At 61.4% G+C, this 13,224-nt stretch carries 13 protein-coding genes; 7 read left to right on the plus strand and 6 right to left on the minus strand.

The window, feature by feature from the left end; all coding sequences use genetic code 11:
• The first annotated feature begins 86 nt into the window (after positions 1-86).
• The gene (locus WBR57_RS15895) at positions 87-836 is read left to right on the plus strand and encodes a sulfite exporter TauE/SafE family protein (RefSeq protein WP_424084641.1); all 750 of its coding nucleotides are present in this window, start codon (positions 87-89) and stop codon (positions 834-836) included.
• Here WBR57_RS15895 and WBR57_RS15900 read toward each other — a convergent pair.
• Positions 826-1,680 carry a LysR family transcriptional regulator gene (locus WBR57_RS15900; protein ID WP_424084666.1) on the minus strand — a complete coding sequence of 285 codons (855 nt, stop codon included), beginning with the start codon at positions 1,678-1,680 and terminating at the stop codon, positions 826-828. The genes WBR57_RS15895 and WBR57_RS15900 overlap by 11 nt on opposite strands.
• A 97-nt stretch (positions 1,681-1,777) precedes the next feature.
• Here WBR57_RS15900 and WBR57_RS15905 point away from each other — a divergent pair, with 97 nt between their 5' ends.
• Both WBR57_RS15905 and WBR57_RS15910 read left to right on the plus strand, forming a co-directional pair.
• Positions 1,778-1,984, plus strand: a complete 207-nt coding sequence (locus WBR57_RS15905; protein WP_424084642.1) for a DUF1127 domain-containing protein — start codon at positions 1,778-1,780, stop codon at positions 1,982-1,984.
• A 45-nt stretch (positions 1,985-2,029) separates the two neighbouring features.
• Positions 2,030-3,247, plus strand: coding sequence for a winged helix-turn-helix domain-containing protein (locus WBR57_RS15910; RefSeq protein ID WP_424084643.1), 1,218 nt, complete (start codon positions 2,030-2,032; stop codon positions 3,245-3,247).
• Positions 3,248-3,284: 37 nt separating this feature from the next.
• Here WBR57_RS15910 and WBR57_RS15915 read toward each other — a convergent pair whose 3' ends face one another.
• A complete protein-coding gene (locus WBR57_RS15915) occupies positions 3,285-4,631 on the minus strand; it encodes a class II 3-deoxy-7-phosphoheptulonate synthase (protein WP_424084644.1) in 1,347 nt (448 codons plus the stop codon).
• 124 nt (positions 4,632-4,755) lie between these two features.
• Here WBR57_RS15915 and WBR57_RS15920 point away from each other — a divergent pair, with 124 nt between their 5' ends.
• Positions 4,756-5,511, plus strand: coding sequence for a spermidine synthase (locus WBR57_RS15920; RefSeq protein WP_424084645.1), 756 nt, complete (start codon positions 4,756-4,758; stop codon positions 5,509-5,511).
• A 116-nt stretch (positions 5,512-5,627) separates the two neighbouring features.
• Here the strand turns inward: WBR57_RS15920 and WBR57_RS15925 are convergent, their stop codons facing one another.
• Positions 5,628-6,419, minus strand: coding sequence for a crotonase/enoyl-CoA hydratase family protein (locus WBR57_RS15925; protein ID WP_424084646.1), 792 nt, complete (start codon positions 6,417-6,419; stop codon positions 5,628-5,630).
• 424 nt (positions 6,420-6,843) lie between these two features.
• Here WBR57_RS15925 and WBR57_RS15930 point away from each other — a divergent pair, with 424 nt between their 5' ends.
• Positions 6,844-8,517 (plus strand): DEAD/DEAH box helicase, encoded by a 1,674-nt coding sequence (locus WBR57_RS15930; protein WP_027606997.1) that lies wholly within the window; start codon positions 6,844-6,846, stop codon positions 8,515-8,517.
• An 85-nt stretch (positions 8,518-8,602) separates the two neighbouring features.
• Here WBR57_RS15930 and WBR57_RS15935 read toward each other — a convergent pair whose 3' ends face one another.
• On the minus strand, positions 8,603-9,370 hold the full coding sequence (locus WBR57_RS15935; protein WP_424084647.1) for a DODA-type extradiol aromatic ring-opening family dioxygenase: 768 nt from the start codon (positions 9,368-9,370) through the stop codon (positions 8,603-8,605).
• Positions 9,371-9,473: 103 nt separating this feature from the next.
• Between WBR57_RS15935 and WBR57_RS15940 the strand changes: the two genes are divergently transcribed.
• Positions 9,474-10,130, plus strand: coding sequence for a thiopurine S-methyltransferase (locus tag WBR57_RS15940; RefSeq protein ID WP_424084648.1), 657 nt, complete (start codon positions 9,474-9,476; stop codon positions 10,128-10,130).
• Positions 10,131-10,205: 75 nt separating this feature from the next.
• Here the strand turns inward: WBR57_RS15940 and htpX are convergent, their stop codons facing one another.
• Entirely contained in the window at positions 10,206-11,093 is an 888-nt protein-coding gene (gene htpX, locus WBR57_RS15945; RefSeq protein WP_071496291.1) for a protease HtpX, read from the minus strand.
• Between the two features lie 303 nt (positions 11,094-11,396).
• Positions 11,397-12,608: a pyridoxal phosphate-dependent aminotransferase gene (locus WBR57_RS15950; protein WP_016978462.1), complete on the minus strand. Its 1,212-nt coding sequence runs from the start codon at positions 12,606-12,608 to the stop codon at positions 11,397-11,399.
• A gap of 202 nt (positions 12,609-12,810) precedes the next feature.
• Between WBR57_RS15950 and msrB the strand changes: the two genes are divergently transcribed.
• A complete protein-coding gene (gene msrB / locus WBR57_RS15955; protein ID WP_424084649.1) occupies positions 12,811-13,203 on the plus strand; it encodes a peptide-methionine (R)-S-oxide reductase MsrB in 393 nt (130 codons plus the stop codon).
• Positions 13,204-13,224: the final 21 nt, after the last annotated feature.

Here is a 13,224-nt window from a genome sequence, read left to right on the forward strand (position 1 = left end):
GGCACAGCCATTGTGCGTTGCTGTGCGTTTCCACGCCAGAGCCGACTGCGTAGCATGCAAGGCTTGGGATTGTGGAGTAACGAGCGGTGTTGGATTTAGCGATATACCTGGTATTGGGCGCAGCCCTCGGCACGGTGGGCGGCTTGTTCGGGATCGGCGGCGGGCTGATTGCCATCCCGGTGCTCGGCGTGTTGTTCGGCCTGGACCAGCAACTCGCCCAGGGCACGGCGCTGGTGATGGTGGTGCCGAATGTGATGCTGGCCCTGTGGCGCTACCACCAACGTAATCGCATTGAACTGCGGCATGCCTTGCCGCTGGGCGTGATGGGTTTCAGTTTTGCCTGGCTCGGTTCGATCTGGGCGGTGGGGCTGGACGCAGGCGCGATGCGCATCGGTTTTATCGCTTTCCTGCTGACGCTCTCGGCCTACAACCTGCTGCGCATGTTCACGCGCAATGCACCGCCGACTGCGCACATGCGTTATTCCTGGCCGTGGCTCGGTGTACTGGGCGCCGCCTCGGGCGCCATGGGCGGGTTGTTCGGCGTGGGGGGCGCGGTGGTTGCCACGCCGGTGCTGACCAGCCTGTTCGGCACCACCCAGGTGGTCGCCCAAGGCCTGTCCCTGGCCTTGGCGTTGCCCAGCACCGGCGTAACCCTGGTGACCTACGCCTGGCACCACGAGGTGGATTGGATGATCGGCGTGCCACTGGCGGTCGGCGGCCTGCTGAGCATCAGTTGGGGCGTGAAAGTTGCCCATGCGCTGCCGGAGCGCGTATTGCGCGGGCTGTTCTGCGGCTTTCTGGTGGTGTGCGCGGTGATGCTCACGTTTAAAGTCTGAAGCCCTCAAGGATGTAGTCCGCCAGGCACTCGGTGATAGGAGACGTCATCGCCGGGTTGCGCAGCAAGTGCAGGTTCATCGACGGCAACGGCGGGAACCCTTCATCGCTGCCCAGAATGCGCAAGTCGTCCGTCACCAGGCTTTCCATGCACACCATGACCGCCAGGCCGGCGTTGACCACCGCCTGAATCGCCGCCACGTTGGAGCTGTGATAAGCCAGGCGATAATCGCGCCCGGCCGCATCCAGCGCGGTGCGGGTCCACTGGGTGTACAGGCAGTCAGTGCCGGAAATCGCCAGTGGCAAAGACTCGTGTTCGTCCACGCAAAAGCACGGCGCCGCCGCCCACACCATGCGTTCGGTGCGCAACAGTTCGCCGATATCATTGCCCGGTTCGCGGCTGATCACGGTCAGCGCCAGGTCGCGGCGCTGCATCAGCACCGAGGACGACTCGCAGTGCATCTCGATCTGGATCAGCGGGTAGGCCTTGGAAAACTGTTTGAGGATCCCCGGCAGGAAGCGCATCACGTAATCATCCGGCGTGCCGATGCGCACCAGGCCCACCATGTGCGGTTCGCGCAGGGTGTTGAACACCTCGCTGTGCAGTTTCAAGATGCGCCGCGCATAACCCAGCAGCACCTGGCCCTCGGGCGTGAGCCGCACTTGGCGGCCGTCGCGCTCGAACAACTTGCGCTGCAGCACGTCTTCTTCGAGACGTTTCATCTGCATGCTCACTGCCGATTGGGTGCGGTTGACCGCCTCGCCTGCGCGGGTGAAACCGCCCTGGTCGGCAATGGCGACAAAGGTGCGCAGCACTTCGGTGTCGATGCTCGGATAGCCAGAAATTGATCAAACTCTGAGATGTATTGCATAAGAAACATTCGTTGGATTGATCATAAGCCTCGGGCACACACTTGCGCCATCCCCACTGGAGGGCGAGAAGATGAAAGGTCAAAGAGGCTTTGTGTTGCTGGCAAAACGTCCGTTTTCCGGGCTGTTTCAGCGGGTGGTCCGTTGGCAGGCGCTGCATGAGGAACGGCAGATGCTCGCGAGTTTGAGCGACGATGCGCTGAAAGATATCGGGCTCAATCGCGGCGACGTCGAGCAGGACCGTCACCTGCATTTCTGGCAAGACCCGCTGCGAAAATGAGCGTGGATGCAGTAGGGTGGTTGGCGAGCCCCTACGGAGAACCCCATGCCCGCCAACCTGTGTTTTTCACTCAAGCAAGCAAGGCGCATGGCGCTGGCAGCCCAGGGTTTTTCCGGGCGCCAGGCGCCTGCGTTGATCAAGGCCGCGCACCTCAATCGCTTGATTGAGCGCCTGGGGGTATTGCAGATCGATTCGGTCAACGCCGTGGTGCGTTCGCATTACCTGCCGTTATTTTCGCGCCTTGGCAGTTATTCTCCCGTGCTGCTCGAACAGGCTGCCTGGAGCCAGGGGCGACGGCGTTCGCTGTTTGAATACTGGGGCCATGAGGCCTCTTTGCTGCCCATGGCGTTGTACCCGCTGATGCGCTGGCGCATGGAGCGGGCGAAGTTGGGGCAGGGGATTTATGCGCAAATGGCGCGGTTCGGTCGCGAGCAGCAGGCCACCCTTCGGCGCGTGCTGCAAACCGTCGAGCAACAGGGCGCGCTGGGTGCAGGCAGCCTGTCGACGCGCGAGGAGCGCGCCGGCCCCTGGTGGGACTGGAGCGATGAAAAGCACGCACTCGAGTGGCTGTTTGCTGCGGGACTGGTCACCGTTGCCGGGCGACGTGGGTTTGAGCGTCTCTACGATTTGCCGGAACGGGTCATCCCCAGCGCTATCCTTCAAACCACTGTCACTGAGCCCGAGGCTCAGCGCGGCCTGCTGCTGCACAGCGCGACGGCATTGGGCGTTGCCACTGAAAAAGACCTGCGCGATTACTTCCGCCTGGACCCAGCCGACAGCCGCAGCCGTCTGGCGGAGTTGGTCGAGGACGGACAGTTGCAGGTGTGCCAGGTGCAAGGCTGGAAGCAACCGGCGTACTGCCTGCCCGAACCGAAAGTGCCGCGCAAGGTGCCGGCCAGTGCGTTGTTGTCACCGTTCGATTCGCTGGTCTGGGAACGCAGCCGCACCGAGCGGCTGTTCGATTTCCGTTACCGCCTGGAGATCTACACCCCGCAAGACAAGCGGGTGTATGGCTATTACGTGCTGCCGTTTTTGCACAACGAGCGCATCGCCGCACGCATCGACTTGCGCGCCGAACGCGCCAATGGGCGTCTGGCGGTGCATGCGGTGCACGAAGAAGAGCCTGGGCTGGATGACGAGGGGATGGCGGCATTGGCCGCAAACCTGCGGCAAATGGCCGACTGGCTGGGGCTGGAGCATGTCCAGCTCAATTGCCAGCGGCCGAGTGCCGACCGCTTAAGAGCGGCGATGTTATTGCAGTGAGCAGGACCGTTGTGGCAAGCCTGCTCGCCTGGGAGGGTCAGCGCTTGACCTGTTTCAGGGTCTCGGCAATCAGGAACGCCAGTTCCAGCGACTGATCGGCATTCATCCGAGGGTCGCAGTGGGTGTGGTAGCGGTCCGACAAGCCGTCTTCGGTGATCGGCCGTGCGCCGCCGATGCACTCGGTCACGTTCTGCCCGGTCATCTCGATATGAATCCCGCCGGCATAGCTGCCCTCGGCCTGGTGCACTTGGAAGAATTCCTTCACTTCGCCGAGGATCTGCGCAAAGTCGCGGGTCTTGTAGCCGCTGCTGGCCTTGATGGTGTTGCCATGCATCGGGTCGGAGCTCCACAGCACCTGCTTGCCCTCGCGCTGCACGGCGCGAATCAGGTGTGGCAGGTGGTCGCCGACCTTGCCGGCGCCCATGCGCGCGATCAGGTTCAGCCGGCCTGGGTCGTTGTCCGGGTTGAGGATGTCGATCAGGCGGATCAGGTCATCCGGGTTCATGCTCGGGCCGACCTTGACGCCGATCGGGTTGTTGACCCCGCGCAGGAACTCGACGTGGGCGCCGTCCAACTGACGGGTACGGTCGCCGATCCACAGCATGTGGGCCGAGCAGTCGTAGTAGTCGTTGGTCAGGCTGTCGCGGCGCACGAAGGCTTGCTCGTAGTTGAGCAACAGTGCTTCGTGGGCAGTGAAGAAGCTGGTTTCGCGCAACTGCGGCGAGCTGTCCATGCCACAGGCGCGCATGAACGCCAGGGTTTCGTCGATGCGGTCGGCCAACTGGCTGTATTTTTCGGCGAGGGCGGAGTTGGCGATAAAGTCCAGGTTCCACTTGTGCACCTGGTGCAGGTCGGCAAAACCGCCCTGGGCGAACGCGCGCAGCAGGTTTAGCGTGGCGGTCGACTGGTGATAGGACTGCAGCAGGCGGTCCGGGTCCGGCACGCGGCTTTTTTCGTCAAAGCCGATGCCATTGACGATATCGCCACGGTAGGCGGGCAGGGTGATGCCGTCGATGGTTTCATCGTTGGCCGAGCGCGGCTTGGCGAACTGGCCGGCCATGCGCCCGACTTTCACCACCGGGCAACCGGCGGCAAAGGTCATCACAATCGCCATCTGCAGCAGCACCTTGAAGGTGTCGCGGATTTTTGCGGCGGAGAACTCGGCGAAGCTTTCGGCACAGTCGCCGCCTTGCAACAGGAACGCGCGGCCCTGGGTCACTTCGGCAAACTGACGGCGCAACTCGCGGGCTTCCCCGGCAAACACCAGTGGCGGGTAGCTGGCCAGGTTCTGCTCCACTTGCAGCAAGTGCGCAGCGTCCGGGTACTGGGGTTGTTGCTGGATCGGCAGGGCGCGCCAGCTGTCGGGGCTCCAGGGTTGGCTCATCATGAACTCGATTGGCTGATTGACGGTCGGGCGCCAATGTTATCAGCAATTAGTGCGTGACCTGTTGCCGCCGCTTGGCCGACAATCGCGCCTTTGCCGTGCGGTAAACCTTTTAGGAGTAGTGATGACCGAGGAGCGTGTCGAGCGCCTGCTGGCCGAAGTCCATGATGATTTCGGCATGATCCGTGTGCTCGAAGTGGCCGATTACCGCTTTCTCGAGTTTGGCGATGCCATCGAGCAAAGCTGCGTGTTCACCGCCGACCCGAGTTGGCTGGAGTACGACTACACCCGCGCGATGCTGATCGGCGCGTTGTGCCATGCGCACCCGGAGAGCGCGCTGTTCCTCGGCCTGGGCGCCGGCACGCTGACCCAGGCATGCCTCAAGTTCCTGCCGCTGGAAGACGTCGAAGCCATCGAGCTGCGTCCCGACGTACCGCGGCTGGCCATCGAATACCTGGGGCTGGACGACGATCCGCGCCTGTACATCCGCATCGGCGATGCCCTGCAATTGCTCGACACGGCTGAGTCGGCCGACCTGATTTTTGTCGACCTGTACACCGATGTAGGCCCAGGCGTCGGGCACCTGGCGTGGACCTTTCTGGAAAACTGCCAGAAGAAACTCAATCCCGGTGGCTGGCTGGTGATCAACCAATGGGCCACCGACGACGGCAAGCCGCTGGGCGCTGCCTTGCTGCGCGGGTTGTATCACCGGCATTACTGGGAACTGCCGGTGAAGGAGGGCAATGTGATTTTGCTGGTGCCGTCGGAGCTGGATCAGGACCTTGACCTGGGAGCACTCTCGGCCCGCGCCGAAGCCCTGGCGCCGCGGTTGGGGTATTCGCTGCAAGCGCTGATCAAGGCGATTCGGCCGGCGACTTAGTTGCCTGAGGCGACGCCTTCGCGAGCAAGCCCGCTCCTACATGTTGAAATGCGTTCTCCCGGTGGGAGGGGGCTTGCCGCCGATGAGGCCATCACTGCCGACAGAAATCAGCCTGTTCAAATCCCCTTGAACACCCCCGGCCGCTTCTCAACCATGGCCCGCACGCCTTCCTTGGCGTCTTCGCTGTTGAGCAATTTCTCCACCATCGGCGGGAGTGCGGCGGCCGCCACGGTTTCACCTTCCATGCGCGCCAGGCGTGCCGACATCAGCGTGGCCTGCACCCCAAGCGGCGCCTGGCGCGCGATACGATTGGCCAGCTCGATGGCGCGCGGCAGCAGGTCTTCGCTGGCCATCACCTCCTGCACCAGGCCCAGACGCAGGGCATCGTGGGCGTCGAACTCATCGCCGGTGAGCAGCCAGCGCATCGCATTGCCCCAGCCGGCGACTTGATGAAAGCGCAAGGTCGCGCCGCCAAATGGAAAGATCCCACGTTGCACTTCCATCTGCGCAAAGCGCGTATTGCTCGCGCACAGGTTGATATCCGCCGCCAGCATCAACTCGATGCCGATGGTCAGGCAGTAGCCCTGGGCCGCAACAATCACTGGTTTATTAACCCTTGGACCGGCGAACACGCCCCAGGGATCGCAGCCGCCCAGCGGCGGTTTCCACCCGCCTGCCATTACGCCACTGACATTGGCCAGGTCCAGCCCGGCCGTGAAGTGGTCGCCGTGGGCAAACACCACGGCCACGCGCGCCTCGGTGTTTCGATCAAATTCGCCATATGCCAGGCTCAGCTCATTGAGCAAGTCGAGGTCGAACGCGTTGCGTTTGGCCACCCGGTCCAGACCCAACAGCAGGACATGGCCCTGGAGTTCACGGCTGACGCGGCTGCTGCTGTCTTGATTCATCGTGTGTGCCCTCGGGCGCAATGAAGGGGTTTCAGACCAAAGGGTCATGATAGGCAGGTGAACCGTTTAAGCTCTAAGTCCAGCAGGGCCGGGCCTTTGAAAAATAGACCCTGGCACGCCTCTGCGCAAAGGCTGTGACGCAGCGCGGTTTATCGGTGCTTTCCGATAAAAAAAGCTCCCTTTTTCAGCTATTTCCGGTATAGTGCGCGCCGGCCTTTAACCGGGCCGCGTTTAGGTAGCGCAATTCCCCGAAGTCAGCTTCGGCTGCACGTCCGCACAGCGGACTCTCCCTTGACGAATCTTTTTCATTCATTCGTTTTCGCAAATCCCCGCCGACAAAGCAGCCAGGGCGACTCTTGAGTCTCAACACGGCATGCGCAGCTTTGGAGCATGGGTCTTTGCGGATGCACTTAGAGGCAGACCCATGACCCAGGAAACCGGCGGCTTCGCCGCTTTTAATCTTAACCCGAACATTCTTGCTGCCGTCATTGCGACCGGCTACGAAGAACCTTCGGCGATTCAGCAGCAATCGATCCCGATCATCATGGCCGGCCAGGACATGATTGGCCAGGCGCAAACCGGTACCGGTAAAACCGCCGCGTTCGCCCTGCCTATCCTGCACTGCATCGATCCTGCCAAGCGCGAACCGCAAGCCCTGATCCTGGCGCCAACCCGTGAGTTGGCGCTGCAAGTAGCAACCGCTTTCGAAACCTACGCCAAGCAAATGCCAGGCGTTACTGTTGTGGCCGTTTACGGCGGCGCGCCGATGGGCCCGCAACTGAAAGCAATCCGTAACGGCGCACAGATCGTTGTCGCCACCCCGGGCCGTCTGTGCGACCACCTGCGTCGTGACGAGAAAGTCCTGTCGACCGTGAACCACCTGGTTCTCGACGAAGCTGACGAAATGTTGAAGCTGGGCTTCATGGATGACCTGGAAGTCATCTTCAAGGCACTGCCACCGACCCGTCAGACCGTACTGTTCTCGGCCACCCTGCCACAGTCGATCCGTGCCATTGCCGAACGCCACCTGCGCGATCCGCAACACGTGAAGATCCAGACCAAGACTCAGACCGTTACCGCGATCGAACAGGCTCACCTGTTGGTTCACGCTGACCAGAAGACCTCGGCTGTATTGAGCCTGCTGGAAGTTGAAGACTTCGACGCCCTGATCATGTTCGTGCGCACCAAGCAAGCGACCCTGGACCTGGCCAGTGCCCTGGAAGCCAAAGGCTACAAAGCCGCTGCGCTGAACGGTGACATCGCCCAGAACCAGCGTGAGCGCGTGATCGACTCCCTCAAGGATGGCCGCCTGGACATCGTTGTTGCGACCGACGTAGCGGCGCGTGGCCTCGACGTTCCACGTATCACCCACGTGTTCAACGTTGACATGCCTTACGATCCAGAGTCCTACGTTCACCGTATCGGCCGTACCGGCCGTGCCGGTCGCGAAGGTCGTGCACTGCTGCTGGTGACGCCACGTGAGCGCCGCATGCTGCAAGTGATCGAGCGTGTAACCGGTCAGAAAGTGGCTGAAGTCCGCCTGCCGGATGCCCAGGCCGTTCTCGATGCGCGCATCAAGAAACTGACCAACAGCCTGTCGCCGCTGGTAGCCGATGCTGAATCGACCCACGGCGACCTGCTGGACCGCCTGACCGCCGATATCGGTTGCACCCCGCGTGCCCTGGCTGCAGCCCTGCTGCGCAAAGCGACCAACGGTCAGGCCCTGACCCTGGCAGCCATCGAGAAGGAACGCCCACTGGTGCCGAACAACGCGCCACGCGGTGATCGTCCAGAGCGTACCGGCGACCGTCCAGACCGTGGTGATCGTGAGCGTCGCGCTCCGGTTCCATTGGCTGAAGGCCGTGCTCGTTGCCGTACCGCGCTGGGCGCGCGGGATGGTATCGCTGCCAAGAACCTGCTGGGCGCTATCCTCAACGAGGGTGGCCTGGCACGTGAAGCCATCGGTCGTATCCAGGTCCGTGACAGCTTCTCCCTGGTGGAGCTGCCGGAAGACGGTCTGGAAAAACTGTTGACCAAGCTGAAAGACACCCGCGTTGCCGGTAAGCAGCTGAAGCTGCGTCGCTACCGCGAAGATTGATCCGCCCTTGGGCTGATTGATCGCAGATAAAAAATCCCCGACTGGTTCGGGGATTTTTTTTGCCTGAATTCCTTGTGAATCGTTGTCAGCCGAAACGGTAGATGTCCATGCCCAGCGCGCCCATGGTGAAGCCCTGGTGCGCCACACTGAAGTCGCCACCGGCGCCCCTTGCAAAGAACAGCGGCAGCAGGTGTTCTTCGCTGGGATGGTTGCGCACGGCGTGTGGTGCCTGGCGGCGATAGTCGTGCAGCGCGCTTTCATCGTTGGCCGCCAGCTTGTCTACGATCCAGTCGCGGAAATCCCGCGCCCATGGCTCGATGCTCTCCGGCCCTGCGTGCCAGTCCAACTCACCCAGGTTATGGGTGATGCTGCCGGAGCCGATCAACAATACGCCTTGCTCGCGCAGGCTGGTCAGGGCGTGCCCAACGCGGGTCTGCAGGGCAGGGCCCATGCGGCTGGGCAGGGAGACTTGCACCACCGGGATGTCCGCCGCCGGGTACATCAGCGACAGCGGCACCCAAGTGCCATGGTCGAACGGGCGGCGCTCATCAATGCGAGCATCCAAGCCGTCGGCGCGGAGCAGTTCGACGATTTCGCCAGCAAGCCGCGGATTGCCTGGCGCCGGGTACTCCACGGCAAACAATTCACGGGGGAAGCCGCCAAAGTCATGCCAGGTTTCCGGCGCGGCACTGCCGCTGACCCGCAGTTCCTGGCTTTCCCAATGCGCCGACACCACCACAATCGCCTTTGGGCGCGGCAGGTCGGCGGCCAGTTGCGCGAGGGCAGGGCCGCTGGCGCCCGGTTGCAGGGCGAGCATGGGCGAACCGTGGGAGACAAACAGGCTGGGCAACATAAGTGGGTTCCTGAGCGTTAACATAAGCCCATCTTCAATCAGATCATTGATCTAAATCTAATATAAGTTTTAGCGCCTTTTGATCGAATTTTCGGGGTGATCCATGGAGCCTAAGTTTTGGCAGGAGCGCTGGGCGCTCAATCAGATCGGCTTTCACTTGCCTGAGGTTAATCCGTACCTGGTACGGCATTGGTCGCGCTTGGCCCTTGAGCAGGACGCCAAGGTACTGGTGCCGCTCTGTGGCAAGAGCCTGGACCTGATGTGGCTGGCAAGCCATGGGCTGCGGGTGATGGGCGTAGAACTGTCCGAGCAAGCAGTGGAGACGTTTTTCAGCGAGCAGAACCTGACTCCACGCATCACCCGGCGGGGTGGGTTCACGGTGTACCAGGCTGATCTGATCGAGGTATGGTGCGGCGATTTCTTCGCCCTGGACGCCGAGGCATTGGCTGATTGCACTGCGCTTTACGACCGTGCCGCACTGATCGCGTTGCCGCCGTTGATGCGTGCTCGGTACGCCGAGCAGTTGAACCGCTTGTTGCGTCCGGGTTGCCAAGGTTTGCTGATTACTCTTGATTACGACCAGACGCAAAAAGCCGGGCCACCCTTCGCGGTGATGAACGAGGAGGTGAGGGTGCTGTTCGGCTGCGACTGGACCCTAGAGGTGCTGGAAGAGCAAGACATTCTGGGCGACAGCTGGAAGTTTGTGCAGGATGGGGTTACGCGGCTTGAAGAGCGGGTTTATCGGCTGGTCAGGGGGTAAATCTGGCGACAAAAAAAGGGGCGACCAGATCGCCCCTTTTTCTATGTCACAACGTTCTGTTTCACAAGCCGGCTGTCAGCCCCGACGACGCAGCGCGTCAATCCGCTCTTCCAGCGGCGGGTGGCTCATGAACAGACGTGCCATGCCCTGCTTGATGCCGCCGTTGATACCAAAGGCGGTCAGGCTGTCCGGCATATGCACCGGCAGGCCCTGTTCGGAGCGCAGGTGTTGCAGCGCTGCAATCATTGCCCCGGTGCCGGCCAGGCGTGCGCCGGCTTCGTCTGCGCGGAATTCGCGTTTGCGCGAGAACCACATGGTGATCGCGCTGGCCAGGAAGCCCAGCACTACTTCTGCGAAGATCGTCGCCACGAAGTAGGCAATGCCGCGGCCTCCTTCGTTCTTGAAGATCACTTTGTCGACAAAGTTGCCGATGATCCGCGCAAAGAACATCACAAAGGTGTTCACCACGCCTTGTACCAGGGCCAGAGTGACCATGTCACCGTTGGCCACGTGGCCGATCTCGTGGGCCAGCACCGCTTTCACTTCATCGTAGGAGAAGCGTTCCAGCATGCCCTGGCTGACCGCAACGAGCGCGTCGTTCTTGTTCCAGCCGGTGGCAAAGGCGTTGGCTTCATAAGCCGGAAAGATCCCGACCTCTGGCATCTTGATACCAGCCTCACGAGACAATTCCTCGACGGTCTGCAACAACCATTGCTCGTGCCGGGTACGTGGCTGGGTGATGACCTGGGTGCTGGTGCTCATCTTCGCCATCCACTTGGAGATGAACAGCGAGAACAGCGAGCCGGCAAAACCAAAGACTGCACAGAAAACCAGCAGCTGATTGAGGTTCAGGTCAACCCCGTTGGCCGCCATGAACCCGTTGAAGCCAAAAAGGCTCAGGGTGATGCTGGCAATCAGCACGACCGCCAGGTTAGTGGCCAAGAACAGCAGAATGCGCATCATGGTTGTAGAGTTCTCCTCATGCTTAATATGTCGCGTACTGCGGGGTATATAAGGTGCGGCATGGGGTGATTCAACCGGGCGACTATTTCAAACTGTGTCCTACAGCATGAATGTAGAGCCTTGAAGGGATTTTCCGACTCGCAAGCAGGGGTTGAATCACTTCGCCGTTGCCTTCCAGCCCTGCAATTATAGGGTGCTGGTGAAAGGTCGAGCGCCCTCGCCGCAAAGAAGCTGGAGAGGGCAGAGAAGTGTTGCCAGATAATCGCTGTACGACCGAATGTCGGTCGTACAGCGCCAAAGCCGTTACTGGCGATAGGACTTGAGGAAGTTGCCGATACGACCAATGGCCATATCCAGGTCATCCACACGCGGCAATGTCACCACGCGGAAGTGATCCGGCCACGGCCAGTTGAACGCTGTGCCCTGGACCACCAGCAGTTTTTCCGACAGCAGCAGGTCGAGCACGAATTTTTCGTCATTGAGGATCGGGCAGACTTTGGGGTCGATCCGCGGGAACGCGTACAGCGCGCCCATGGGTTTCACGCAGCTCACGCCCGGAATCGCGTTGAGCAACTCCCAGGTTCGGTTGCGCTGTTCCAGCAGGCGACCCTGCGGCAACACCAGGTCGTTGATGCTCTGGTAGCCACCCAGGGCAGTCTGGATGGCGTGCTGGCTCGGCACGTTGGCGCACAGGCGCATGTTGGCCAGCATGTCGATGCCTTCGATATAGCTCTGGGCGTTGTGCTTGGGGCCGGAAATGGCGATCCAGCCGGAGCGGAAACCCGCCACGCGGTAGGATTTGGACAGGCCGTTGAAGGTCAGGCACAGCAGGTCCGGGGCCAGGGAGGCAGTGCACACGTGCACGGCGTCATCGTAGAGGATCTTGTCGTAGATCTCGTCGGAGAACACCACCAGGTTGTGCTGGCGCGCCAATTCGAGCATGCCCAGCAGCACTTCCTTGGAGTACACGGCGCCGGTGGGGTTGTTCGGGTTGATGATCACCAGGGCCTTGGTGTTCGGGGTGATCTTGGCCTTGATGTCGGCCAGGTCCGGGAACCAGTCGGCGCCCTCGTCACACAGGTAGTGCACCGGGTGGCCACCGGCCAGGGTCACGGCAGCGGTCCACAGCGGGTAGTCGGGCGCCGGCACCAGCACTTCGTCGCCGTTGTTGAGCAGGGCCTGCATGGACATCACGATCAGCTCGGACACGCCGTTGCCCAGGTAGATGTCTTCTATGCCGACACCTTCGACCTGCTTCTGCTGGTAGTACTGCATCACTGCTTTACGTGCGCTGAACAGGCCCTTGGAGTCGCTGTAGCCCTGTGCGGTCGGCAGGTTGCGGATCACGTCCTGGAGGATTTCGTCCGGCGCTTCGAAACCAAACGGCGCCGGGTTGCCAATGTTCAACTTGAGGATGCGATGGCCTTCCTCTTCCAGGCGTTTGGCGTGCTTGAGCACTGGGCCGCGAATGTCGTAGCAGACGTTGGCGAGCTTGTTCGATTTGCTGACCTGCATGGCGATGTGATCCTGAAAATGAACGATCCAGACGGTGTGGACACTACCGTACTGCGAAACCTGCGGGGCCCGCACCCATAAATACGTTTGAATGCCGGTAGCGCGGGTGCCAGACTGGCGTTTTGAAGAGGCGCAATCATACGTGCCGCCTGATCCATGGAAAAGACACAGATCAGGCTTTTTCAGTTGCCGAGGTGTACCGATGGATAAGTTGGAAAAAACCCTTGAAGAATGGCGCGAAATGCTCGACCCCGCGCAGTACCAGGTTTGTCGTCTCAAGGGCACCGAGCGGCCTTTCAGCGGCAAGTACAACGAAACCAAGACCGACGGCGTGTATCACTGCATCTGCTGCAATGAGCCGTTGTTCGATTCGACCACCAAGTTCGACTCCGGCTGCGGCTGGCCGAGCTTCTATGCGCCGATCGCTGACAACGCGACGGTCGAAATCCGTGACGTCAGCCACGGCATGATCCGCACTGAAGTCGTTTGCGCCAAGTGCGATGCGCACCTGGGGCACGTGTTCCCGGATGGGCCGCTGCCAACGGGCTTGCGCTACTGCATCAACTCGGTGTGCCTGGACCTGGTGCCGCGCTAGGCCTGGGAGCCAATTGGGGTG

Origin of the sequence: Pseudomonas sp. (assembly GCF_049590575.1) — a bacterium.
Taxonomy (GTDB): Bacteria; Pseudomonadota; Gammaproteobacteria; order Pseudomonadales; family Pseudomonadaceae; genus Aquipseudomonas.